Origin of the sequence: Micromonospora sp. NBC_01655 (genome assembly GCF_026339755.1) — a bacterium.
Taxonomy (GTDB): Bacteria; Actinomycetota; Actinomycetes; order Mycobacteriales; family Micromonosporaceae; genus Micromonospora.
The window spans coordinates 6,962,588-6,984,133 of the sequence record NZ_JAPEQF010000001.1 but is presented as its reverse complement, the minus strand read 5'-3'; the positions used below and the strand labels follow the sequence as shown (position 1 = coordinate 6,984,133).

General features: G+C 75.4%; 22 protein-coding genes and 1 riboswitch. Of the genes, 15 read left to right on the top strand and 7 right to left on the bottom strand.

Annotation, left to right across the window (positions count from 1 at the left end; all coding sequences use genetic code 11):
- Positions 1–11: 11 nt before the first annotated feature.
- The 6 genes from OOK41_RS30850 (at position 12) to OOK41_RS30825 (ending at position 4,583) form a co-directional block, all read left to right on the top strand.
- On the top strand, positions 12–281 hold the full coding sequence (locus tag OOK41_RS30850; protein ID WP_117668639.1) for a hypothetical protein: 270 nt from the start codon (positions 12–14) through the stop codon (positions 279–281).
- A gap of 223 nt (positions 282–504) precedes the next feature.
- Positions 505–813 (top strand): WXG100 family type VII secretion target, encoded by a 309-nt coding sequence (locus tag OOK41_RS30845; RefSeq protein WP_117668640.1) that lies wholly within the window; start codon positions 505–507, stop codon positions 811–813.
- Positions 814–841: 28 nt separating this feature from the next.
- Complete coding sequence (locus OOK41_RS30840) at positions 842–1,123, top strand: WXG100 family type VII secretion target (RefSeq protein ID WP_117668641.1); 282 nt, start codon at positions 842–844, stop codon at positions 1,121–1,123.
- A 71-nt stretch (positions 1,124–1,194) separates the two neighbouring features.
- Positions 1,195–2,679: a S8 family serine peptidase gene (locus OOK41_RS30835; protein WP_266267612.1), complete on the top strand. Its 1,485-nt coding sequence runs from the start codon at positions 1,195–1,197 to the stop codon at positions 2,677–2,679.
- A 37-nt stretch (positions 2,680–2,716) separates the two neighbouring features.
- Complete coding sequence (locus OOK41_RS30830; protein ID WP_117668643.1) at positions 2,717–3,259, top strand: hypothetical protein; 543 nt, start codon at positions 2,717–2,719, stop codon at positions 3,257–3,259.
- Positions 3,260–3,275: 16 nt separating this feature from the next.
- On the top strand, positions 3,276–4,583 hold the full coding sequence (locus tag OOK41_RS30825) for a WXG100 family type VII secretion target (protein WP_128763583.1): 1,308 nt from the start codon (positions 3,276–3,278) through the stop codon (positions 4,581–4,583).
- 72 nt (positions 4,584–4,655) lie between these two features.
- Here the strand turns inward: OOK41_RS30825 and mycP are convergent, their stop codons facing one another.
- On the bottom strand, positions 4,656–5,894 hold the full coding sequence (gene mycP / locus OOK41_RS30820) for a type VII secretion-associated serine protease mycosin (protein ID WP_266267611.1): 1,239 nt from the start codon (positions 5,892–5,894) through the stop codon (positions 4,656–4,658).
- Between the two features lie 53 nt (positions 5,895–5,947).
- A complete protein-coding gene (locus tag OOK41_RS30815; RefSeq protein ID WP_266267610.1) occupies positions 5,948–6,277 on the bottom strand; it encodes a helix-turn-helix domain-containing protein in 330 nt (109 codons plus the stop codon).
- Positions 6,278–6,520: 243 nt separating this feature from the next.
- Here OOK41_RS30815 and OOK41_RS30810 point away from each other — a divergent pair, with 243 nt between their 5' ends.
- Positions 6,521–7,315 carry a carbonic anhydrase gene (locus OOK41_RS30810; RefSeq protein WP_266268051.1) on the top strand — a complete coding sequence of 265 codons (795 nt, stop codon included), beginning with the start codon at positions 6,521–6,523 and terminating at the stop codon, positions 7,313–7,315.
- Between the two features lie 79 nt (positions 7,316–7,394).
- On the opposite strand, the gene OOK41_RS30805 is transcribed toward OOK41_RS30810, so the two are convergent.
- Positions 7,395–8,417 carry a hypothetical protein gene (locus OOK41_RS30805; RefSeq protein WP_117668647.1) on the bottom strand — a complete coding sequence of 341 codons (1,023 nt, stop codon included), beginning with the start codon at positions 8,415–8,417 and terminating at the stop codon, positions 7,395–7,397.
- 3 nt (positions 8,418–8,420) lie between these two features.
- A riboswitch (cyclic di-AMP (ydaO/yuaA leader) is annotated at positions 8,421–8,552 on the bottom strand.
- Between the two features lie 166 nt (positions 8,553–8,718).
- Entirely contained in the window at positions 8,719–10,122 is a 1,404-nt protein-coding gene (locus OOK41_RS30800; protein ID WP_266267609.1) for a YibE/F family protein, read from the bottom strand.
- A gap of 367 nt (positions 10,123–10,489) precedes the next feature.
- Here OOK41_RS30800 and OOK41_RS30795 point away from each other — a divergent pair, with 367 nt between their 5' ends.
- From OOK41_RS30795 to OOK41_RS30785, 3 genes are all read left to right on the top strand, one after another.
- Positions 10,490–12,547 carry a heavy metal translocating P-type ATPase gene (locus OOK41_RS30795; RefSeq protein WP_266267608.1) on the top strand — a complete coding sequence of 686 codons (2,058 nt, stop codon included), beginning with the start codon at positions 10,490–10,492 and terminating at the stop codon, positions 12,545–12,547.
- A 113-nt stretch (positions 12,548–12,660) separates the two neighbouring features.
- Positions 12,661–13,386 (top strand): hypothetical protein, encoded by a 726-nt coding sequence (locus OOK41_RS30790; protein WP_266267607.1) that lies wholly within the window; start codon positions 12,661–12,663, stop codon positions 13,384–13,386.
- A gap of 104 nt (positions 13,387–13,490) precedes the next feature.
- Entirely contained in the window at positions 13,491–14,096 is a 606-nt protein-coding gene (locus tag OOK41_RS30785; protein WP_266268049.1) for a DUF305 domain-containing protein, read from the top strand.
- 141 nt (positions 14,097–14,237) lie between these two features.
- Here the strand turns inward: OOK41_RS30785 and OOK41_RS30780 are convergent, their stop codons facing one another.
- Positions 14,238–14,540, bottom strand: coding sequence for a metal-sensitive transcriptional regulator (locus OOK41_RS30780; protein WP_117668654.1), 303 nt, complete (start codon positions 14,538–14,540; stop codon positions 14,238–14,240).
- A gap of 148 nt (positions 14,541–14,688) precedes the next feature.
- Here OOK41_RS30780 and OOK41_RS30775 point away from each other — a divergent pair, with 148 nt between their 5' ends.
- From OOK41_RS30775 to OOK41_RS30755, 5 genes are all read left to right on the top strand, one after another.
- Positions 14,689–14,898, top strand: coding sequence for a heavy-metal-associated domain-containing protein (locus OOK41_RS30775; protein WP_266267606.1), 210 nt, complete (start codon positions 14,689–14,691; stop codon positions 14,896–14,898).
- A gap of 29 nt (positions 14,899–14,927) precedes the next feature.
- Positions 14,928–15,935, top strand: coding sequence for a hypothetical protein (locus tag OOK41_RS30770; protein ID WP_117668656.1), 1,008 nt, complete (start codon positions 14,928–14,930; stop codon positions 15,933–15,935).
- A 13-nt stretch (positions 15,936–15,948) separates the two neighbouring features.
- Positions 15,949–18,219: a cation-translocating P-type ATPase gene (locus tag OOK41_RS30765; protein ID WP_266267605.1), complete on the top strand. Its 2,271-nt coding sequence runs from the start codon at positions 15,949–15,951 to the stop codon at positions 18,217–18,219.
- A 237-nt stretch (positions 18,220–18,456) separates the two neighbouring features.
- Positions 18,457–18,630 (top strand): CsbD family protein, encoded by a 174-nt coding sequence (locus OOK41_RS30760; RefSeq protein WP_117668658.1) that lies wholly within the window; start codon positions 18,457–18,459, stop codon positions 18,628–18,630.
- Between the two features lie 186 nt (positions 18,631–18,816).
- Positions 18,817–19,326, top strand: coding sequence for a hypothetical protein (locus OOK41_RS30755; RefSeq protein ID WP_266267604.1), 510 nt, complete (start codon positions 18,817–18,819; stop codon positions 19,324–19,326).
- 78 nt (positions 19,327–19,404) lie between these two features.
- On the opposite strand, the gene OOK41_RS30750 is transcribed toward OOK41_RS30755, so the two are convergent.
- Entirely contained in the window at positions 19,405–20,667 is a 1,263-nt protein-coding gene (locus tag OOK41_RS30750; protein WP_266267603.1) for a DUF2786 domain-containing protein, read from the bottom strand.
- 331 nt (positions 20,668–20,998) lie between these two features.
- On the bottom strand, positions 20,999–21,445 hold the full coding sequence (locus OOK41_RS30745) for an ATP-binding protein (protein ID WP_117668660.1): 447 nt from the start codon (positions 21,443–21,445) through the stop codon (positions 20,999–21,001).
- Between the last annotated feature and the right edge of the window lie 101 nt (positions 21,446–21,546).

The window sequence follows — 21,546 nt, the reverse complement described above, 5'->3', positions numbered from 1 at the left end:
GAGGCGGCGACATGGCCAGAGTGGTCTTGGGGCTCTTCGTGTACTCCCTGGTGACCATCCCGGTCTTCCTCGGGCTGGCGCTGGTCGCCCAACTGGCCCAGGTGACCTGGGCCAGGCGGGCCAGCGAGGCGGTGCTCATCACGGGCGTCGCCGCGCTGATCCCGGTGGTGCTGGACCGGGCGCTGGAGAAGCCGGTGCTCTGGGCGGGCGTGGTGCTGCTGGTGGTGCTGCTGGTGGTCGGCGTGGTGATGCACGTGAAGTCGTACAGCCGGCCGTCCTGAGGGCGGGGCGCGGGCGGGTCGGATCCGCCTACGTACGGTCCGCACCGGAACGCGCGGTGGATCCCACTTGCCCAGGAACGACGGTACGAAGGCAGGGCTGCGCCGGCTGGACGGGATCGGTTACCGTCTCATCCAGAGTGTCCGTCGGTGGGGTTGTTGCCTTGCCGCGGGGGAGGGCGCGGCAGAGTTCCGCCGCCACAACGATGACGGAAGGGTGTGAAGCATGGCGTTCGAGGTCGAAGCATCGACTCTGCATACCGCGGCGAATGACGTGCGGTCCACGCGCAGCGAGGTCGACGGCGAGCTGAAGAAGCTGTGGAACGTGGTCGACGACCTGGCGATCGCCTGGAAGGGGCAGGCGTCCGGGGGCTTCCAGCAGCTCATGCAGCGCTGGAACGAGGACTCCGCCAAGCTGCTGACGGCGATGGACAACATCGCCGACCTGCTCGACCAGTCCGGTACGACCCACCAGGTCAACGACGAAGAGCAGCAGCAGATGCTGGACAAGTTCCACGCTGCTCTGAACCCGTGACCGGCAGCCAGGCGCAGAGGAGGAAATCGTGACGATCAAGGTTGACTACGCGGTCCTCGAGAGCAGCAACCAGCAGATGACTGCCATCTCGCGGACCATCGACGAGAAGCTCGACACGCTGCGGTCCATGCTGACCAAGCTCCAGTGGGAGGGCGAGGACCGCACCGCCTACCAGCAGCACCAGGCGCAGTGGGACGCCGCCGTCCGGGACATCAACAAGATCCTGAACGACATCGGTGGCGCGGTCGGCCTCGCCCGGGAGAACTACGTCACCACCGAGATGAGCAACTCCAAGGTGTGGACTAGCTGAGAGAATCGCCGGCACGGCTCCGGTCCGGCTCGACCGGACCGGAGCCGTTCTGTGTGACGGGTAGGAGAGCGATGCGTACGGGGAAGCGCCGCCGACCGCTGCTGCGGTCCGCAGCCACCATGCTGGCGCTGGTGACCGTCGCCGGCGGCGGTCTCCTGCCCGGGCCCGCGCCGGCCCGGGCCGCCGACACGGTACGCGGCCTCCAGTGGTATCTCGACGCGTTGCGGATTCCCGAGGCGCACAAGCTGACCCGGGGCGAGGGCGTCACGGTCGCCGTGGTCGACGGTGGGGTGCACGCCGCCCACCCCGACCTGCGGGGCCAGGTGCTGCGGGGCACCTCGCTGTCGAGCGAGGTGCCCGCCGACGGTCGTACCGACCCGGACCGCGAGAACGGCCACGGCACCGCGATGGCCGGCATCATCGCCGGGCGGGGCGGTGGCGCCATGCGCGAGCTGGGCATCGCCCCGGCGGCGAAGATCCTGCCGGTCGCCCTGGGGCCCGAACGGGACTGGGACCTGCCGGGCGCCATCCGCTGGGCGGCCGACGCCGGCGCGGACGTGATCAACCTGTCCGTCGGCGCCGCCGGCAGCGACCAGCGGACCACCGAGGCGGTGCGGTACGCGCTCGACAAGGGAGCGGTCCTGGTGGCCGCCGCCGGCAACCGGCGGACCGACCGCGCCGTGCCGCTGCCGGCCAACATTCCCGGCGTCCTGGCGGTCGGCGCCACCGGCAGGTCCGGCTCCCTGTGGAGCGGGTCGGTCGCCGGCCCGGAGGTGGGGCTGGCCGCGCCCGGAGAGCGGATCATCGCCCCGGCACCGCCGGCCGTCTCGCCCAACGGCTACGCCGTCTCCGACGGCACCAGCCGGGCGACCGCCGTCGTCTCCGGCGTCGCGGCGCTGGTGCGGTCCCGGTACCCGAAGCTGGACGCCGCCAACGTGGTGAACCGGCTGGTCCGCACCGCGCGCGATCAGGGGGCGCGGGGGCGCGACCCCGAGTACGGCTTCGGCTCGGTCGACGTGCTGGCCGCGCTGACCCGGTCGGTGCCCGGGGTGGCCACGAACCCGCTGCTGTCCGGTGCCTCGCCGACGCCGTCACGGGCCGCCGCCGGGGGCGACGAGGCCGGCGACGATCGTCCGGCGGTCTCCTTCGGCCTGGCCGACAATGCCCCGGTCCAGCTCGCGCTCTGCCTCGCGGCGGTGCTGCTGGCCGGCGGGGTGGCCGTGGTGCTGGTCGTGGTGAACCGACGGGCGGCCCGCCGCCGCGCCGGCCCGGCCCCGGCCGGCGGCCCGCCACCGCCCCCGGGCCCCGGACCGCCGGCCGGTCACGGGCCGTACCCGGGACCCGGGCCGGCACCCGGCGGCCCGCCGGCCGGGTACCGGCCACCACCGGGCCGCGGGCCGCACCCGTACCAGCCGCGTCCGGTCAGCCCGCCACCGGCGCCGCCGCCGTCCGGACAGCAGGGCGGGCATCCGTACGGCCCGGCGGGGCGGCCGGGTCCGCCGCCAGGCGGCGGGCCGGCCGGGGCGGCGCCCCCGGCGGACCCGCAGCCGCGTTGACACCGACACCACAGACACGGGACCAGGGGAGGGCGCCATGGGCGACGAAGACAACGATCCGGACCGGGTGAACGTCGAGTTCGCCGTCCCGATGCCGGTCAACCCGATGTTCCCCAGGGTGGGCGACATCCGGGGGATCAGCTTCGACCGGATCGGCGTGGACCAGGCCGAGACGCCGTCCGGGCTGGTCGCCGGGAAGGGCGAGAAGGGCGTCGAGACGGAGTGGGACGCCGGCAACCTCGACTCGGCCATCACCTGGCTGGAGACGCACGCCAGCTACCTCAACCGGCTGTCCTATGACATGTCCGACATCAAGGAGAAGCTCGGCGGCGACCAGGCCGTCGCCGGCAAGGGTCCGCTCGGCGGCTTCCAGTACGCCCAGCAGCTCGCCCAGCAGCACCACCAGGTGTACGGCAGCACCGAGAGCGGGCTGCGCACCCTCTCGGAGAACCTGTACACGGCGGCCGAGGCGCTGCGCACGGTCAAGCGGAACTACGAGACCGCCGAGGGGGCCAACGCCATGACGGCGCAGGAGATGCAGAAGGCCTTCAACGACGCCGCCCGCGGCGGCGACAGCTAGATCGGGGGTACGGGACGTGGGGGACAAGAGCTGGGAGACGATGGCCCGCGAGGTGCTCGTCGAGGGCCGGCCCGCCGACGTGCAGAGCGCCGCGCTGGGCTGGAAGGAACTGATCAAGAACCTCGATCAGGTCCGGGAGAGCCTGGAGACGAACGTCAAGGATCTCGGCGCGGTCTGGAAGGGCCCGGCGTACAAGTCGTTCAAGACGCACATCGAGGGGCTCGCGAAGAACGCCGAAACCATCGTCGACGACATCGACAAGCCGGGCCGGGGCAAGGTCAGCATCGTGACCACCCTGGAGACCGCCGCCAGCCAACTGGAGCAGGCGCAGAGCAAGATGCCGATCCCGGCGGCCTGCGTCGGTGACGTCATGGCGGCCCGCAACGGCGAGATCACCCTCGGGATCGGACTCTTCGAGACCCGGGTCAAGGCTGACCTGATGGGCAGCTGGCCGGTCGAGCAGCTCGGCAAGCTCGGCGACTGGGTGACCGGCTGGTTCTCCGACCAGGAGGGCGAGGCCCGGCAGGTCTACAACGAGGTGAACGACAACTTCAAGGACCGGGCCATGGAGGCCCCGAGCTCCGTGAACCCGGGGACCCGCGACGACCTCAAGCCGGACATCCCCGACCTGAAGACGGGCGGCGGTGGCGGTGGTGGCGGCGGCGGGGTGCCGAAGGTCGGCGGGATGCCGGACATCGGCGGCGCTAAGTCGCCCGACGTCGGCAACCTGCCGCAGATCGACGGCGGCAAACCCGACCTCGGGTCGACCGCCCACCCGGACCTGTCCACCCCGGGCACGGGGAACCTCCCCGGCAGCGGCTACCCGGGCACCGGCGGACCCGACGACGGCTACGGCACCGGCCTGGCCGGTGCTGGCGCACCGACCACCACGGGCCTCGGCTCGGGCAGCGGGCTGGGTGGTGGCGGCGGAGCGGGCCTGTCCGGCGGCGGCGCGGGCGGGGGCATTCCCGGCGGCGGCGCGCTCGGCAAGGCGGTCAGCCCGGGGCTGCCGCCGATGATGGGCGGCGGGGCGGCCGGCGCGGGCGGCCGGGGCGCGGGCGGTCGGCTCGGTGCCGGCAAGCCCGGCATGGGCGGCATGATGTCCCCCGGCATGGCGGGCGGCGCCGGTGGTCGGGGCGCGGGCGGCAAGGCCGGGGCCGGTCGACCGGGCGGCGCGATGGCCGGCCGGGGCGGCGCGGGCGGGATGGGTCACGGCGGGGCCGGCTACGCCGAGGAGGAGCAGCCGCGCAACACCTGGCTGGAGGAGGACGAGGACGTCTGGGGCGCGGGCGGAGACGGCGGGGCCCCCGGCATCCTCCGCTGATCCCCCGGCCCGTGTCCGACGTCGCTCACGACGGTGCCGTCCCCGCCTCGGCGCGGGCCGGCACCGTCGTGCTCACCGGGACGAGGCCGCGGAGGGTCGGCGTCCCGGGCGCCAGCCGCGCCGCCGGCCCCGGATCAGGATCGGCTTGGCGGCGAGCAGCACGCCGGCCAGCAACGCGCCCACCACGGCCACCCAGACCGCCACGGACCGTTGCCAGCCCAGCGGGTCCCGGGGTGGGGCCGGCGCGGCGAGCGCCCCGGGCGGCGGGTCGGTACGGGTGCCGAGCAGGCTGGTCACCGCCCGGTACGGGTTCACCACCCCGTACCCGACCTCGGCGTTGTGCCCGTCCGGCGGGCTGTCCGCCGTGCGGGTGAGCCGGGCGGCGACCTGTTCCGGGGCGAGGCCCGGGTACGCGGCGCGGACCAGCGCGGCGGCGCCGGAGACGTACGCGGCGGCGAAGCTGGTGCCGCCCTGCGGCTCGGCGAGGTACCCCTGCCCGCGGGGCGCCGGGCCGAGGATGTCCAGCCCCGGCGCGGCGATGTCCACGTAGTCGCCGCTGACCGAGCTGCCCACGTGGCCGCCCTGTTGGTCGACCCCGGCAACGGCGATGACCCCCGGGTACGCCGCCGGGTACGCGGGCAGGTTCTGCTGCTGCTCCTGCCGGTTGCCGGCGGCGGCCACCACGACGACCTCGTTGTCCAGGGCGTACTCGACGGCGGCGGCCAGTTCCGGGCGGGGCAGCGTGACCAGCGACAGGTTGATCACGTCGGCGCCCTCGTCGACGGCCCAGCGGATGGCCTGGGCGATCTGCGCCGGCAGGCCCTCGTCGTTGGTGCGCTTGGCGTCGGGCAGCACTCGTACGGGCAGGATGCGGGCGGCCGGGGCGATGCCGGTGAACGGCGAGCCGGTGCCCTCCCGGCCGGCGATGATTCCGGCGACGATCGTGCCGTGCCCGGCCTCGTCGCACTGGCCCTGGTGGGCGGGCAGGTTGTTGAAGTCCCGCCCGGGGCGCACCTGTCCCCGCAGCAGCGGGTGGGTGGCCGAGACGCCGGAGTCGATGACCGCCACGGTGACCCGCTCGCCGCGGGTGATCCGCCACGCCGCGGCGGGGTCCAACCGGGACAGCGCCCAGGGGGTCTCGGTGGGTGCGGGGAGCCCGCTCGGCCCGCAGGCCGGGGCCGCCGAGGCCGGGGCGGGGGGCGCGACGGCGGTGCCGAGCAGCGCCGCCGCGAGTCCACACAGGAACGCGGACCGCGCCCGCCCGGTACGCCCGATCACTGCCATCCCCCTGGCCGGGTAGCTCCCGCGCATCGGCAGAGAGTACCGTCGCGCCGCGCCGGGCGGGGACACGGGCCGTCGGCGGCTCAGGAGTCGGCGGCCCTCTCGGACCGCTCCCCCGTGAAGAGGGCGAGCAGGTCGCCGACCTGGCGGTCCGACTCGGCCGGGTGGCGGAAGTGCCCGCTCGGGTTGACCGTGTACTCGTTGCGCCGGCCCACCCGGGTACGCCGGAGGTAGCCGCCGGCCTCCAGGTCCGCCACGATCGCCTGGGCGGCCCGTTCCGTCACGCCCACCTCGTCCGCGACGTCGCGCAGCCGGGCGGTCGGGTTCCGGGCGATGGCGAGCAGCACGTGCGCGTGGTTGGTGAGGAACGTCCAGTTCCGGGTGCTCCCGCTCGCGCCAGCCGTCGTCGTCATGTCCGACATGTTATGGCGGGCGCGTCCCACCCACGGCCCTGGGCGGCCCGCGGGCGCGGTCGGGGGGCGCGGGGGCGGCCCACGTGCGCCACTTACGGGCCGCGCCCGTGCGCAAGGACTTCCCGACGTATGAAATGCGTATCACGTAACGCTTGACGTATCTTTAGCTGCGTGTGACGGTGGACGGACTGGTCGGGTGGCCGAAGGGCGAGGTGGTGGGGCATGGATCATGCGAGCAAGTCGATGGCCGGGACGGGTGTGGGGCGGGTCGCCCCGTCGCCGGCCGCTCGCCCGGGCGACCCCGGCCCGCTCGCCCCGGACCGGGCCCTCGCGGAGCTGCACGCGGGCAACCGCCGGTTCGTCACCGGGGTGCCGCGCCACCCGAACCAGGACGCCAGCCACCGGGCGGCCGTCGCCGACGGCCAGCACCCGTTCGCCGTGATCGTCGGCTGCTCCGACTCCCGGCTGGCCGCCGAGATCATCTTCGACCGGGGGCTGGGTGACCTCTTCGTGGTCCGCACCGCCGGGCACACCGTCGGCCCCGAGGTGCTGGGTAGCGTGGAGTACGCGCTGACCGTGCTGGGCACCCCGCTGGTGGTGGTGCTCGGGCACGACTCCTGCGGCGCCGTGCAGGCGGCCCGGGCGGCGGCCAGCACCGGCACCCCGCCCGTCGGCCACCTGCGGGCCGTGGTGGACGCCGTGGTGCCCAGCCTGCACCGGGCCGCCGAGCGCGGGGTCGAGGACATCGACGGGATCGTCGACATCCACATCGCGCAGACCGTCGAGGCGATGCTCGCCGACTCGCCCGTGCTGGCCGCCGAGGTCGCCGCCGGGCGGTGCGCGGTGGTCGGGATGTCGTACCGGCTCAGCGCGGGCGAGGTGCGGACGGTGGCCGCGGTGCCCGCCGGCTCCGTCCCGGCCGTCGCCGCCGCCCCGGACGCCCCGGACGCCCCGGATGCCCTGAGCGCCCCGGCGGCCCCGAACGCCCTGAGCGCCCCGGCCGCCCCGAACGCCCTGAGCGCCCCGGCCGCCGCCTGAGGCGCCCGCAGCGGCGCGACACGACGAGGGCCGCCCCGCGCTGGGATGCGGGACGGCCCTCGATCGCGTGGCGGCGTCGTCAGAGCAGCGACATGTGCACGTGGTCGGTGTGGTTGGAGGGCCCGCTGTAGGACTTCCAGCCGGTCGCCGGGAACCAGATCTGCCGGTTCCAGATGACGTAGTAGATGCCGAGCCGGTCGGCGTTGCGGATGAGGAACGCGGCGAGGTTGTTGCCGTACATCCGGGTGTCGTTGTTGTGCCAGGGAGCGAACCCGCTGTTCTGCAACGACCAGTCGCAGGCGCGGCCCTTGGGGTGCTCCCACGGCCCGCCCGGCCGGTAGCAGCCGACGAACCGGCTGAAGCCGGCCCTCTTGGTCTCCTTGTACGCGTGCAGCGTGCGCGGCGTGATGCAGCCGGAGGTGGTCGGGTCGTTCTCGCTGCACGACTCGGGACGCCAGTCGCCGTCCGAGCTCCGGCCCGGCGCGATCCTCGCGACCGGGGACGTGGCGTTGACCAGGCCACCGGTGAAGCCCTTGCCGCCGACCAGCGCGAGGGACTTCTCGGCGTCGTACTTCTTCTTCGCCATGATCGCAGTCTGTTTCTTCTGCTCGCGGATCTCGGCGTCGAGCGCGAGCTTGGCCTGCACCGCGCGCTCCTTGGCGTCGTTCACCTCGCTCAGCTTCCGCGCGTTGATCATGTTGAGCTGGTCGAGGGCGGTGGCGCGCTTGACGAACGAGTCCGGTGCGCCGCTCTCCAGCAGCACCGCCATCGGGCCGATCCGCCCGGTCCGGTACGACTGGGCGGCCATCTCGCCGACCTGCGGGGCGAGCGCCTCCAGTTCCTGCTCGGCCCGCTTCACCTCCATGGCGAGCTGGAGCTGGCGCTTCGTGGACTTGTCGAGCCTCGTCTTGGCCTGGGCGTACTCCCGGTTGGCCGCCTCGATGACGTCGGTGATCAACTGGGGCTCGTCGTCCTCCTCGTGCCCCGACGGTTTGGGGGTGGAGGGCGCGGCCAGCGCCGGGGCGGCCGGCCCGGCGAGGATCGCCAACGCGGCGAACGCGGCCACCACGGGTGTCAACCAGCGGCGCAGGGGTGCCGTCACAGTGTTCCCTTCCATCGACCGCCGACCGGGTTAGCTGACGGGTTCGGGACGGAACCGGCCCCTACCGCTCGCGCGGATGCACCCCAGGTACCTGGATCCCCGGCTCGCCTCGCGGCGATTGGGCGGCGGCACCGCAGGCGCCGCTGCGCGCCTTCGGCGGTGACCGGCAGCGAGGTTACCCGAGAGGCATCCTCGGGATCTACGTCCGGATGCCGACTAAATGCGTCATTTCGTAATCGCTGTCGGTAGTCAGTGACGCGGTTCTCAGGCGTGCCGCCACTCCCGGTCACGCTGCGAGATGTCACCATGTGCTGTCCGTGCTCCCTTCTCGGCCGGCCCACTGGGCCGGGGGGTCGGTGGGCCGGGCCGGGCCGCCGGGGAACCGGTCGTCGGGCCGCCCGCCGCTGAGCGCCTCCAGCGCGAGGTCCCGCTCCGCAGGACGCCGGTCCACACCGGGGGTACGCGAGGCCGGGACGTCCCCGTCGCCGGCCGGCCGCCCGGGTCCGGCCGCGGCGGCCCGGCCCGCCGCGGTGACCACCGCGGCCAGCCCGGTCGTCAGCGGCACGGCGGCGATCAGGCCCAGCGTGGCGACGGCGCTGCGGACGATCTCCTGCGCCATGAACTCGGTGGTCAGGATCTCGGTCACCGGGCGGGAGTCGGCGGTGAGCAGGAGCAGCAGCGGCAGCGACGCGCCCGCGTACGCCAGCACGATGGTGTTCACCGTGGACGCGATGTGCGCCCGGCCGACCCGGGTGGCCGCCCGGTAGAGCTGCAACCGGGACAGCCCCGGGTTGGCCTGCGCCAGCTCGGTCACCGTGGCCGCCTGGGTGACCGTGACGTCGTCGAGCACCCCGAGCGAGCCGATGATGATGCCGGCCAGCAACAGCCCGTGCAGGTCCACGTCGCCCCGGAACATCGACAGGGTGGTGGCGTCCTCGCTGCCGTACCCGGTCAGGTGCGTGGCGGCGGTGGCCAGGGTGCCGAGGACGCCCGTGAGCACCAGGCTGCCCAGGGTGCCGAGGACCGCGACGGAGGTCTGCGCGCTCACCCCGTGGGTCAGGTACAGCACCACGAACATGATCAGCGCCGAGCCGACGACGGCGATCAGCAGCGGCGACCCGCCGGCGCCGATCCCGGGCAGCACGAACGTCAGCAGGATGGCGAAGCTGGCGGCCAGGCCGGCCAGGGCGGCCAGCCCCCGCCAGCGGCCGAACGCGACGATCGCCAGCGCGAACACCACCGCGAGCCAGACCAGCGGGGTGCCGCGCTGGTGCTCGGCGATGTTGTAGGCGCTGGCCGTCGGGTCGGCGGGGTCGGTCAGCTCGACCAGGACGATCCGGTCGTCGACGGCGACGGTGGGCGCGCCGGGACCGGTCGGGATCGGCGTCTCGACCTGTTGCCCGGCGTCCGGCCCCTGCTCCACCCGGACGGTGGCCGTGCCGCACGGGCCGTCCTGCGCGCCCGGCCCGCCCCCGTCCTGCGGCGTCTCCGGCTGCGGCGGGCACGCCTCGGTCACCACCCGGGTCACCGTGCCGTGGTACCGGGGCACCGCCGCACTGTCGTCGCCCCGCGGGCCGCCGTCGCGGGGCCAGAGGACGACCGCCGCGATCACGGTGATCACGAAGAGCGGCACCACGGTCGCGACGAGGATCCGCCGCACCCCGGGCGGGGTGGGCGGGGCAGGTCGGGTGTGGTCGGCGCCCATCGACGGTCTCCAAACGGTGTCAGCGCGGGGCACGGGCCGGCGGCCCGGGGCGGTTCGGCAGCGGCCCGGCCGCCGGGTCGGGCACCACCCGGCGGGGTACGCGGGGCGGGCGATGCGGAATCCGGACGACCATCGCCCGAAATGGTAGCCATCCTCACCTGGGAACGCAGGTCGCGCGCCGGGCGGCCCGCCGGGAGGTGTCCCGGCGGGCCCGGGACAGTCATGATCGACTCCGTATCCCGCACACCGCGCTCTTCCCGTCGATCGAACCCCCGTTGCGCGGCATCCGGTGTCGATCGTGAGGGTATGGCGGTCGATCGTGGGGGTATGGCGGGCGCGTGGTCCGGCGAAGAGGCATGTTGGGACCATGGCCCACCACGAGCCCGCCGGGCGCGACGAGCACGCCGGCCACGTGGGGCGCGACGAGCACGCGGGGCACGACAGGCATGCCGGGCACGACCCGGAGATGTTCCGCCGCCGGTTCTGGCTCTGCCTGGCGCTGACCCTGCCGATCGTCGCCACCAGCCACATGGTGACGGGCTGGTTCGGCCACCCGGTGGAGTTCCCCGGCCGGGCGCTGGTCGGCCCGGTACTCGGCTCGGTGGTCTTCTGGTGGGGCGGCTGGCCGTTCCTCGTCGGCGCGGTCCGCGAGCTGCGCGACCGGACCCCCGGGATGATGCTGCTCATCGCGATGGCGATCACCGTCGCGTACGTCGCGTCGCTGGCCACCAGCGTCGGCGCGTTCGACCTGGACTTCTGGTGGGAGCTGGCCGCGCTGGTCACCATCATGCTGCTCGGGCACTGGCAGGAGATGAAGGCGATCGGCCAGGCCCGGGGTGCCCTCGCGGCGCTGGCCGCGTTGCTGCCCGACGACGCGGAGCGGATCCGGCCGGGCGGCGGCACCGACCAGGTCCCGGTGGCCGAACTGCGCGTCGGTGACGTGCTGCTGGTCCGGCCGGGCGGCCGGGTACCGGCCGACGGGCGGGTGGTCGACGGCGCCGCCGAGCTGGACGAGTCGATGATCACCGGGGAGTCCCGCCCGGTCGGCCGGTCGGCCGGGGACAAGGTGGTGGCCGGCACCGTGGCCACCGACTCGGCGGTCCGGGTCGAGGTGACGGCGCTGGGCGAGGAGACCACCCTGGCCGGTATCCGGCGAATGGTCGCCGAGGCGCAGGGCTCGGGCGGCCGGGCCCAGGTGCTGGCCGACCGCTCCGCGGCCTGGCTGTTCTACGTCGCCACCGCCACGGCCGTGCTGACGGTGCTGGTCTGGGCGAGCCTGGGCGACCCCGGCGAGGCGGTGGTGCGTACCGTCACCGTGCTGGTCATCGCCTGCCCGCACGCCCTCGGCCTGGCGATCCCGCTGGTCGTCGCGCTCTCCACGGCGGTCGCGGCGCGCTGCGGCATCCTGGTCCGCGACCGGCTCGCGTTGGAGCGGATGCGCACCGTCGACGCGGTGCTGTTCGACAAGACCGGCACCCTGACCCGGGGCCGGCATGCGGTCACCGGCGTGGCGGCGGCCCCCGGTGCCGGCGAGGACGAGGTGCTCCGGCTGGCCGCCGGGGTCGGGGCGGACAGCGAGCACCCACTGGCGCGGGCGATCGTCGCGGCCTCCGCCGGGCGGGGCGGGCCGGCGCACGCCACCGGCTTCCGGTCGCTGCCGGGCCGCGGCGTCCAGGCCACCATCGACGGTACGGAGTACGCCGTGGGCGGCCCGGCCCTGCTCCGCGAGCTGGGCGCGGACCCGCCCGCCGAGCTGGACCGGGCCGTCGGGCAGTGGGCCGCACAGGGTGCCGCCGTGCTGCACCTGGTCCGGCTGCCCGGCACGGTGCTGGGCGCGCTCGCCCTCGCCGACGAGGTACGCCCCGAGGCGCGGGCGGCGGTCGCCGAGCTGCGCGCCCAGGGCGTCCGGACCATCGCGATGATCACCGGGGATGCCCGTACGGTGGCCGAGGCGGTCGCCGCGGAACTCGGCTTCCGGCCCGGCGTGGACGAGGTCTTCGCCGAGGTGCTCCCCGGCGACAAGGACGGGAAGGTCGCCGAGCTCCAGCGCCGGGGGCGGACCGTGGCGATGGTCGGCGACGGGGTGAACGACGCCCCGGCGCTCGCCCGAGCCGACGTGGGCATCGCGATCGGGGCGGGCACCGACGTGGCGATCGAGTCCGCGGGTGTGGTGCTCGCCTCGTCCGATCCGCGCGGGGTCGCCGCGGTGGCCCGGCTCTCCCGGGCGTCGTACCGGAAGATGGTGCAGAACCTCGTCTGGGCCGCCGGCTACAACGTGGTCGCCCTTCCGCTGGCCGCCGGGGCCCTGGCCTGGGCAGGCGTGACCCTGAGTCCGGCGGTCGGGGCGATCCTGATGTCGGCGTCCACCATCGTGGTGGCCCTGAACGCCCAGTTGCTGCGCCGCGTGCGCCTCGCCCCCGAGTGACGGCTGGCCCGAACGCTGCGCCGGGGTACGGCGGGCCCGGGACCGGTGGGCGGCGGTGCCGTCGTGGCGGGTTCGGCGCGGACGGCCCGGCCGGGCCGGCTAGCGTGGACGGGGTGCGGACGGCGAGGGTGCTGACTGCCGGGCGGTGGGCCCGGCTCGTGCTGCTGCTCTGCACCCTGGTCGGGCTGGCCGCGATGCACACCCTCGGCCACGGCGCGCACGGCGGCGGGGGACCCGGTGCCGGGGGACACGGTGGCCACGACCGGTCCGGGCCTCCCGGCGCGCGTCCGGCAGCCTCCGCCTCCGCCACGGTCGCCTCCGGGGTGACCGACGCGATGGGCATGGCCTTCCCCGTCGCCGCCGCCAGGGGCGCGGCCCCATCCGTGACCGACGTCACGGGCGCGGCCCTGTCGGTCGGCCATGTCAGGGGCGCGGCCCCGTCGGTCGGCCATGTCAGGGGCCCGGCCCCGTCGGTCGGCCATGCCAGGGGCCCGGCCCCGTCGGGCGGCGCCGTGACGGGCGGCGCCGCGTTCCTCGTCGGCCTGACGGGGGTGGGTCCGGTGCCGGTGCCGCCCGGTGGCTGCCCGGTGGACGGGTGCCCGACGGCCTGGCTGCTGCCCGCCGACGATCCCGGTGCCGGTTCACCCGGCTGGAGCATCTGCCTGGCGGTGCTCGGCGCGCTCGCAGCCGCGCTGCTCGTCGCCGTGCTCCTGCTCACCGGGGCGCGGGCGGTGGGCCTGTCCGCTCGTCGGTCCGGCGGGGCACCCGCCGGACCGCCCGCCCCGCCGCCCCGGCCGGTCGGTCTGCGGCTGGCCGAGAGTTCGGTGTCGCGCACGTAGGACGCCCCGGCACGGGTGCCCGGCCCTGGCCGGCGACCCGTGTCACCGTCCTGCCCGCGTACGCAATCCACCGAAGGATCCAGACCGTGACCACTCGTACGATCATGCGCCGCGCCGTCCTGGCCGGCGCGGCGCTCACCGCCGCACTGGCCCTGCCCGCCTGCGGCTCCGCCGACCACTCCTCCTCCGGCCACGGCGCGCCGGCCACCGCGACCGGCGGTGCCCCGGCGAGCGGGTCGACCGCGTTCGGCGACGCCGACGTGATGTTCGCCCAGATGATGATCCCGCACCACCGGCAGGCGGTGGAGATGGCCGAACTGGCCGCCGCCCGGGCCGCCGACGCCGAGGTCAAGCGGCTCGCCACTCGGATCACGGCCGCCCAGGGGCCGGAGATCGCCACCATGACCGGCTGGCTCACCTCGTGGGGCCGCCCCGTTCCGTCCGACGGGCCCGGCATGCCGGGGATGGACCACGGCATGCCCGGGATGATGTCCGACGCGGACCTGACCAGGCTGGCGGGCGCGTCCGGGCCCGAGTTCGACCGGCAGTTCCTGGCCATGATGATCGCCCACCACGAGGGCGCGATCACCATGGCGAACGAGGAGCTGGCGAAGGGCACGAACGCCGAGGCCAGGGCGATGGCCCAGCAAATCGTCACCGCCCAGCGGGGTGAGATCGACGAGATGAACAAGATCCTCGCCAGGCTCTGACACCGGCGGACCCCGTGGTCGGGGGACGGGTCTCCCGCCCGCCCCCGACCCGGGCGCGTCCGGCGGCCACGCCCCCGAACCCGGCGACGGGGGCGGCGACGTGGCCGCCGGACGGCGGCGGGTGCGGGTGCGGGGTGGCGGTCAGCCGCGCTTCATGAGGCGGCCGACGGCGGCCATCATCTCGGTGGCCATCTCGTCGGCCCGGCCCCCGACGGCACCCTCGTGCATGCAGTGCCGGGCATGCCCGTCGAGCAGGCCGAGGGCGACCTTGTCGAGGGCGGCCTGGATCGCGGAGATCTGGGTGAGCACGTCGATGCAGTAGCGGTCCTCGTCGACCATCTTCTCGATGCCGCGGACCTGGCCCTCCACGCGGCGGAGCCGCGCGAGCAACTGGTCCTTGCTGGCGGTGTATCCCCGGGTCGGGGCGGGCGTCGGTGCGGTCATGACACCGAGAATAGCCTACCCCTGGGGGGTATGCTACGGTCCTTGGTGACGCCGATACCCCCTCCGGGTATTGGGTTTTCGGAGACGGCTGTGGTCCGCCCCACAAGTACCCCCCGGGGGTAACGTGGGCCGGGAGAGGAGAATTGCGATGGTCACCACGACGTACCAGGTGCAGGGGATGACCTGCGGGCACTGCGCCAACTCGGTCAGCACCGAGGTCGGCGCGATCGAGGGCGTCAGCGACGTCCAGGTGGAGCTGGCCTCCGGCCGGCTCACCGTCACCAGCGAGGGCCCGCTGGACACCGACACCGTGCGCGCCGCCGTCGACGAGGCCGGTTACGACCTCGTCGGCGCGTGACGCCGCCCGCACAGAAACCGAGGTACCCGATGAACACGGCGACGAAGCTGAGCGGTTTCGCCCTCGGCCTCGCGGCGGTGTTCGGCGCGGCGTACGGGGCCGGCCGGGTGGCCGGCCCCGTCACCCCGGCCGCCGAGACCCGCCACGACGCCGGTGACCCCGCCCACGGCGGCGCCGCGCCGCCCTCCGGCGGCGCGCACTCCTCCACCGACGACGCGGTGCGCCTGCCCGGCGGGCTGCTCGTGTCCGACCGGGGCTACACCCTCGCCCCGGTGGCCGCGCCGGCCGGCGAGTTCGCCTTCCGGATCACCGGTCCCGACGGTGCCCCCGTCACCCGCTACGACGTCGCGCACGACAAGCGGATGCACCTGATCGTCGCGCGGCGGGACCTCTCCGGCTTCCGGCACGTCCACCCGGAGCTCGCCCCGGACGGCACCTGGCGGGTGGCGTCCCCGCTCGGCGGCCCGGGCGTCTGGCGCGCGTTCGCCGACTTCACCCCCACCGGGGGCCCGGCGCTGACCCTCGGCGCCGACGTCACCGTGCCCGGTGCGGTCGACGCCCGCCCGCTGCCCGTCCCGGCGACCAGCGCCACGGCCGACGGGTACACCGTCACCCTGGCCGGCTCGCCGCAGCCGGGCCGCGCCACCGAGCTGACCCTGACCGTGAGCCGGGACGGCACGCCGGTCACCGACCTACAGCCCTACCTCGGCGCGTACGGGCACCTGGTGGCGCTGCGCCAGGGGGACCTGGCGTACCTGCACGTGCATCCCGAGGGCGCGCCCGGGGACGGGCGGACCCCGGCCGGGCCGGCGGTGACCTTCTCCGTCGAGTTCCCCTCGGCCGGCGCGTACCGGTTCTACCTCGACTTCCGGCACGGCGACGCGGTGCACACCGCCGAGTTCACCGTCGTGGCGGGCGTCCCCGGCGGCCCGGCCACAGCCACCCCGACCACCACCGAGAGCCCGAGCGCCACCGCCCCGACCGGCACCCCGACCGCCGGTGCCGGGCACGGGGTCCCCGGGCACGGACACGACTGACAGGAGGGCGGCGATGACCTCGCCCCCGCGGCCGTTGCAGGTCGCAGCGAACCAGATCGACCTGGCGATCGGCGGGATGACCTGCGCGTCCTGCGCCGCCCGGATCGAGAAGAAGCTCAACCGGATGGACGGCGTGACCGCCACGGTCAACTACGCCACCGAGAAGGCCACCGTCTCGTACGCCGACGGGGTCACCCCGGACGACCTGATCGCCACCGTCGAGAAGACCGGCTACACCGCCGCCCTGCCGCCCCCGCCCGCCCCGGCCGGCGCGGAGCAGGCAGCCGCCGAGCCGGTCGACGAACTGCGCGGGCTGCGTACCCGGCTGTGGGTGTCGGTCGCGCTGGCCGTGCCGGTGATCCTGCTCGCCATGGTTCCGGCCTGGCAGTTCGACTACTGGCAGTGGCTGTCGCTGACCCTGGCCGCCCCGGTCGTGTTCTACGGCGGCCTGCCGTTCCACCGGGCCGCGCTCATCAACCTGCGGCACGGCGCGGCGACCATGGACACCCTGGTCTCGCTGGGCACCCTGGCCGCGTTCGGCTGGTCGCTGTGGGCGCTGTTCCTCGGCGACGCCGGCATGCCCGGGATGACCCACCCGTTCCGCCTCGACATCACCCGCACCGACGGCGCCGGCAACATCTACCTGGAGGCCGCCGCCGGGGTGACCGCGTTCCTCCTCGCCGGCCGGTACTTCGAGGCCCGGTCCAAGCGGACCGCCGGGGCGGCGCTGCGCGCCCTGCTGGAGCTGGGCGCCAGGGACGTCGCCGTGCTGCGCGACGGCGTGGAGACCCGCCTCCCGGTGGACCAGCTCGCGGTGGGGGACCGGTTCGTGGTCCGCCCCGGCGAGAAGATCGCCACCGACGGGATGGTCGAGGAGGGCACGTCGGCGGTCGACGCCAGCATGCTCACGGGCGAGTCCGTCCCCGTCGAGGTCGGCCCCGGCGACACCGTGGTCGGCGCGACCGTGAACGCCGGCGGCCGGCTGGTGGTCGCCGCGACCCGGGTCGGCGGCGACACCCAGCTCGCCCAGATGGCGAGGCTGGTCGAGCAGGCCCAGACCGGCAAGGCGGCCGTGCAGCGGCTGGCCGACCGGATCTCCGGGGTGTTCGTCCCGATCGTGATCGCGCTGGCCGCCGGCACGCTGGGCTGGTGGCTCGGCTCCGGGGCCGGCCCCACCGCCGCGTTCACCGCCGCCGTGGCGGTGCTGATCATCGCCTGCCCGTGCGCGCTCGGCCTGGCCACGCCGACGGCGCTGCTGGTCGGCACCGGGCGGGGCGCCCAGCTCGGCATCCTGATCAAGGGCCCGGAGGTGTTGGAGTCCACCCGGCAGGTCGACACGGTAGTGCTCGACAAGACCGGCACCGTCACCACCGGCCGGATGGCCCTGGTCGACGTGCTCCCCGCCGCCGGCGGGGACGCCGCCGAGCTGTTGCGGCTGGCCGGGGCGCTGGAGGCCGCCAGCGAGCACCCGATCGCCCGGGCCGTCGCCGCCGGGGCCGCCGACGCGGGGCCGCTCGCCCCGGTGACCGGATTCGCGAACGTCGAGGGGCTCGGCGTCACCGGGACCGTCGAGGGCCACGAGGTGACCGTCGGCCGGCTGCGGCTGCTGCGGGAGCGCGGGCTCGACGTACCGGAGGGGGTCGAACGGGCGGTGACCGGCGCGGAGGCCGCCGGCCGGACGGCGGTGCTGGCCGGCTGGGACGGTCGGGCCCGGGGCGTGCTCGCGGTGGCCGACGTGGTCAGGCCGACCAGCGCGGGGGCGGTCGCCGGACTGCGCACGCTCGGCCTGACCCCGGTGCTGCTCACCGGCGACAACGCCACGGTGGCGAAGGCGGTGGCCGCCGAGGTCGGCATCGACGAGGTGACCGCCGAGGTGCTGCCCGCCGACAAGGTGGCCGTGGTGCGGCGGCTCCAGGCCGAGGGCCGGACCGTGGCGATGGTCGGCGACGGGATCAACGACGCCGCCGCCCTCGCCCAGGCCGACCTGGGCCTGGCCATGGGCACCGGCACCGACGTGGCGATCGAGGCCAGCGACCTGACGCTCGTCCGGGGCGACCTGACCGCCGCCGTGGACGCGATCCGGCTGTCCCGCCGCACCCTGGCGATCATCAAGGGCAACCTGTTCTGGGCCTTCGCCTACAACGTGGCCGCCCTGCCGCTGGCCGCCGCCGGCCTGCTCAACCCGATGATCGCGGGGGCCGCGATGGCCTTCTCCTCGGTCTTCGTGGTGGCCAACAGCCTCCGCCTGCGCCGCTTCCGGCCGGCGTACCCCACCCACCCCTGACCCGGCGACCGCGGAGTTGACGGCAGGTCCGGTCCCGGGACCGCCGGCAACTCCGCGGCCGGCCAGCCCGATCGGGCCGGCCGGCGGGACGCGGGCCGGGTCGACCGGCGGGGCCGCGGTCGTCCAGCCCCGTCACCCTGGGTGAGTTTCGCCCGGGCGAAGACGGTTGGGCGGCCGGGCGGCGGGGTACATCCAGGGCGTCGAAGAACTGGGAAACCAGAAACGCTGGAGGTTCGCATGGGTATCGACGACAAGATCGCCAACACGTCCGAGAACGCGGCCGGCAAGCTGAAGGAAGGCGCCGGGCGGGCCACCGACAACGAGCGGCTGGAGGCCGAGGGGCGCAACGACCAGGCCAGCGCCAAGCTCAAGCAGGCGGGCGAGAAGATCAAGGACGCCTTCAAGAGCTGAACAGCTCGTACCCGCGCCGGGCCGGCCCACGCCGGCCCGGCGCGCTGCGTGCCGGTGGCCGCGTACCACGGGCGGGGCCGCTGCCGGCCGGGTGGACACCCTCGTGCCGGTGGGCACGGTCCGTGACACGTCCGGCATGCTGGCACGGTCCACCACCGAACGGGGGAGAACATGTCTCGTCGTGCCGTGACCGCGCTCCGTGCCACCGCCCTGCTGACGCTGGCGGCGCTCGCCGCCGGCTGCCAGTCGGCGGAGGACGGCGCAGAGCCGGCCGCCGCGCCGGCCACCAGCGACTCGACCGTGTCGACCGGGACCGCCGTGCCGGCCACCAGCGCCGCGCCGACCCCGTCGGGGTCGCCGTCCGCCGTCACGGCAGCCAACACCGACGAGGTGTGCCGGGCGGTCGACAAGCTGATCCTCACCGGGAGCAAGAAGATCGTCGCGGACTCCGCGGACGCCACCCGGGACGAGGCGACCAACGAGGAACTCGACGCCCGGCTCAAGCGGACCCTCTCGGGCCTGGCCGACGGCGTACGCAAGCAGGCCGCCCGCGCCGAGGACCCGCAGATCGAGGCGCTGATCAGGGCCACCGCGAAGCAGCTCGACGCGGGCGCCCGATCGGCCAGCCCGGTGAAGTGGATGAGCACCACCTTCGTGAACATCCCGCCGAAGCTGGCCCGGGAGTGCCGCGCCTGACGCCCGGCGAGAACGTCGGTGTGGACCGTTCCGCGCGGGGGCGACCCGGGGCTGAACCGGCGCCAGGTGCCCGGCGGGTCAGCGGTCGGAGCGGCGGGCGGGCCGGTGGCCGGCGGGCAGCGGCCGGGACGGGCGGCCGGCCGGGTCCAGCGACGCCCGGTCGGCGGCCGACGTGCCGGAGGACCAGCCCTCCTCGTCCGAGACCGTGAGCCGCTTGCGGGTGACCCCGGGGAAGAGGTCGTCCAGCCGTTCCCGCACCGCGTCCGTGCGGGCCGCGAGCACCGGCAGCAGCCGGTCCGCCCCCTGCTCCCGGGCCGCCTCCCGGCTGGCCTCGTCGGTGGCCGAGCGCAGCCGCTCGCCGATCCGCAGCGCGAACGCGTTGAGGAACGACTCGTCGTACGCCTTCGTCCGGCGGCTGCCGCCCGTGGACCGGCGCCCGGCCCGGCCCCGCAGCATCGCGGCGGTGGCCTGCACCAGCAGCGACGTGTAGAGCAGTTCGACGGCGGCCAGGTCGGCCGGGAAGCCGAGCACGGTGGCGAACTCCAGGTCGTCGGACCAGACCGACTCGCACCGGTTCGCCGCCGCCACCTCCTGCACCAGCAGCGCCTTCGCCCCCGGGTACGGCGGCTCCGCGCCGAGCCGCACGCCGCCGGGCGCGTCGGCCCGCTCGGCGGTCGCGGCGACCAGGGCGACGTCGAGGCTGTGCCGGGTCATCAACTCCTGCGCCTTGCCGGTCAGCGCCTCCGCCTCCGCCGGGAAGGTGGTCGACTCGGCCTTGGCCAGCAGGGCCCGCACCCGGTCGAGCATCCGCGACCCGCTGCCACCGGCCGGGACGGCCGCCGCCGGGGCGGTCGTGCCAGGTGGCGGGCGGAGCACCGCGATCGGCGGCAGCCCCTCGACCAGCGCCAGCACGTCCACCGCGTCGCGCAGGGCGGCGATCCGGTCGGTGCCCTCCCGGGCCGCCCAGGACGTCAGGTACCGGCGATCGTCGTCCCACCACACGGCCGCGTCGAGGCCGGCGAGCTGGTCGTCCCACCAGCCGGGCACCGGACCGGGCTGGTCGCGGCGCTGGGCGGCGGCCAGGTCGACCGCCAGCCGCCCGGCCGGCGGGCCGAGCCGGCGGGCCGCGATCCGGGCCAGGTCCGCCGGCTGCCAGCCCCGGGGCCAGAGCCGGCCCACGCCGCGCACCAGCCGGGCCGTCAGGGCGGCGTCCACCGCTGCGGGGCCGTCCGCGACGCCCGCGCCGACCACCAACCGGTCCAGCAGCCGCTCCGCCGCGCGTACGTCGGTGCCACGCGCCGCCGCGAGGGCATCGGCGACCAACTCGTCGGCGTCCGGCACGGTGTCCTCCGTCGGTTCTGGTCCCCGGTGTTCGGCCGGCGGCTCGCGGGGCGGCCGGGTGCCGGTCCGCCCCGGGAACCGTACCGCCGGGGCGTGCCGGGCCGGGCGTGAGCGCCGCCACGCCCGCCACGCCCGCCGGGCCGCCGTCGGCTCCGTCCCGCCCCCTGGGGCGGGTACCGCGGTGGTGACGGGCGGGGCCGGCGCGGACGACCGACACCGGCCGGAAGGCCCTCCGGCCCGGCCCGCTCGTCGTCGGTCGGCTCCGCAGATCGGCTCCGGGGTGGGTCCACCCGGCGAACCCGCAGCACTGTGGCGTCGTTGGGGTGGCCGCTCAGCCGTCTGCCTGGCCCTCCCCGCGCGGGAAGGACGCCCAGATGTGCTTCGTGTCCTCCGTGGCGTACCAGCCGACCGCCAGGGAGAACGCCCGGGCGAGTTGGAGGCCGCGACCGCCGGCGCCCAGCGGGCGGATGTCGGCCAGTTCGGGCACGGTGCTCAGGTCGCGGTCGGCGACGTCGAGGATGAACACCTCCTCGCCGCGCAGCAGCCGGACCGTGGTCGGCGGCAGCCCGTGCAGCAGGGCGTTGGTGGCCAGCTCCGTGGCGACCAGCACGACCCGCTCGGGAATGCCGTCGAGCTCCTCGCCCTCGGCGAGGGCGTGCCCGGTGAGTGCCTCGTGCAGGGACGCGCGGAGATTGCGCAGCTCCGCCCCGGTGGACAGGGCCCAGCAGCGCAGCTCGGTGGCGCGGGGCGGTGGCGGCGAAGTACGCAGCGATCGCATGGTCCCGGTTTACCCTCGGCGCTCGCCGCTCACACGGCCTCCGCCGGTCCCGCCAGCAGCCTGCCACCGGTCACCCGAGCACGTCGCCGGTGATGTCGATC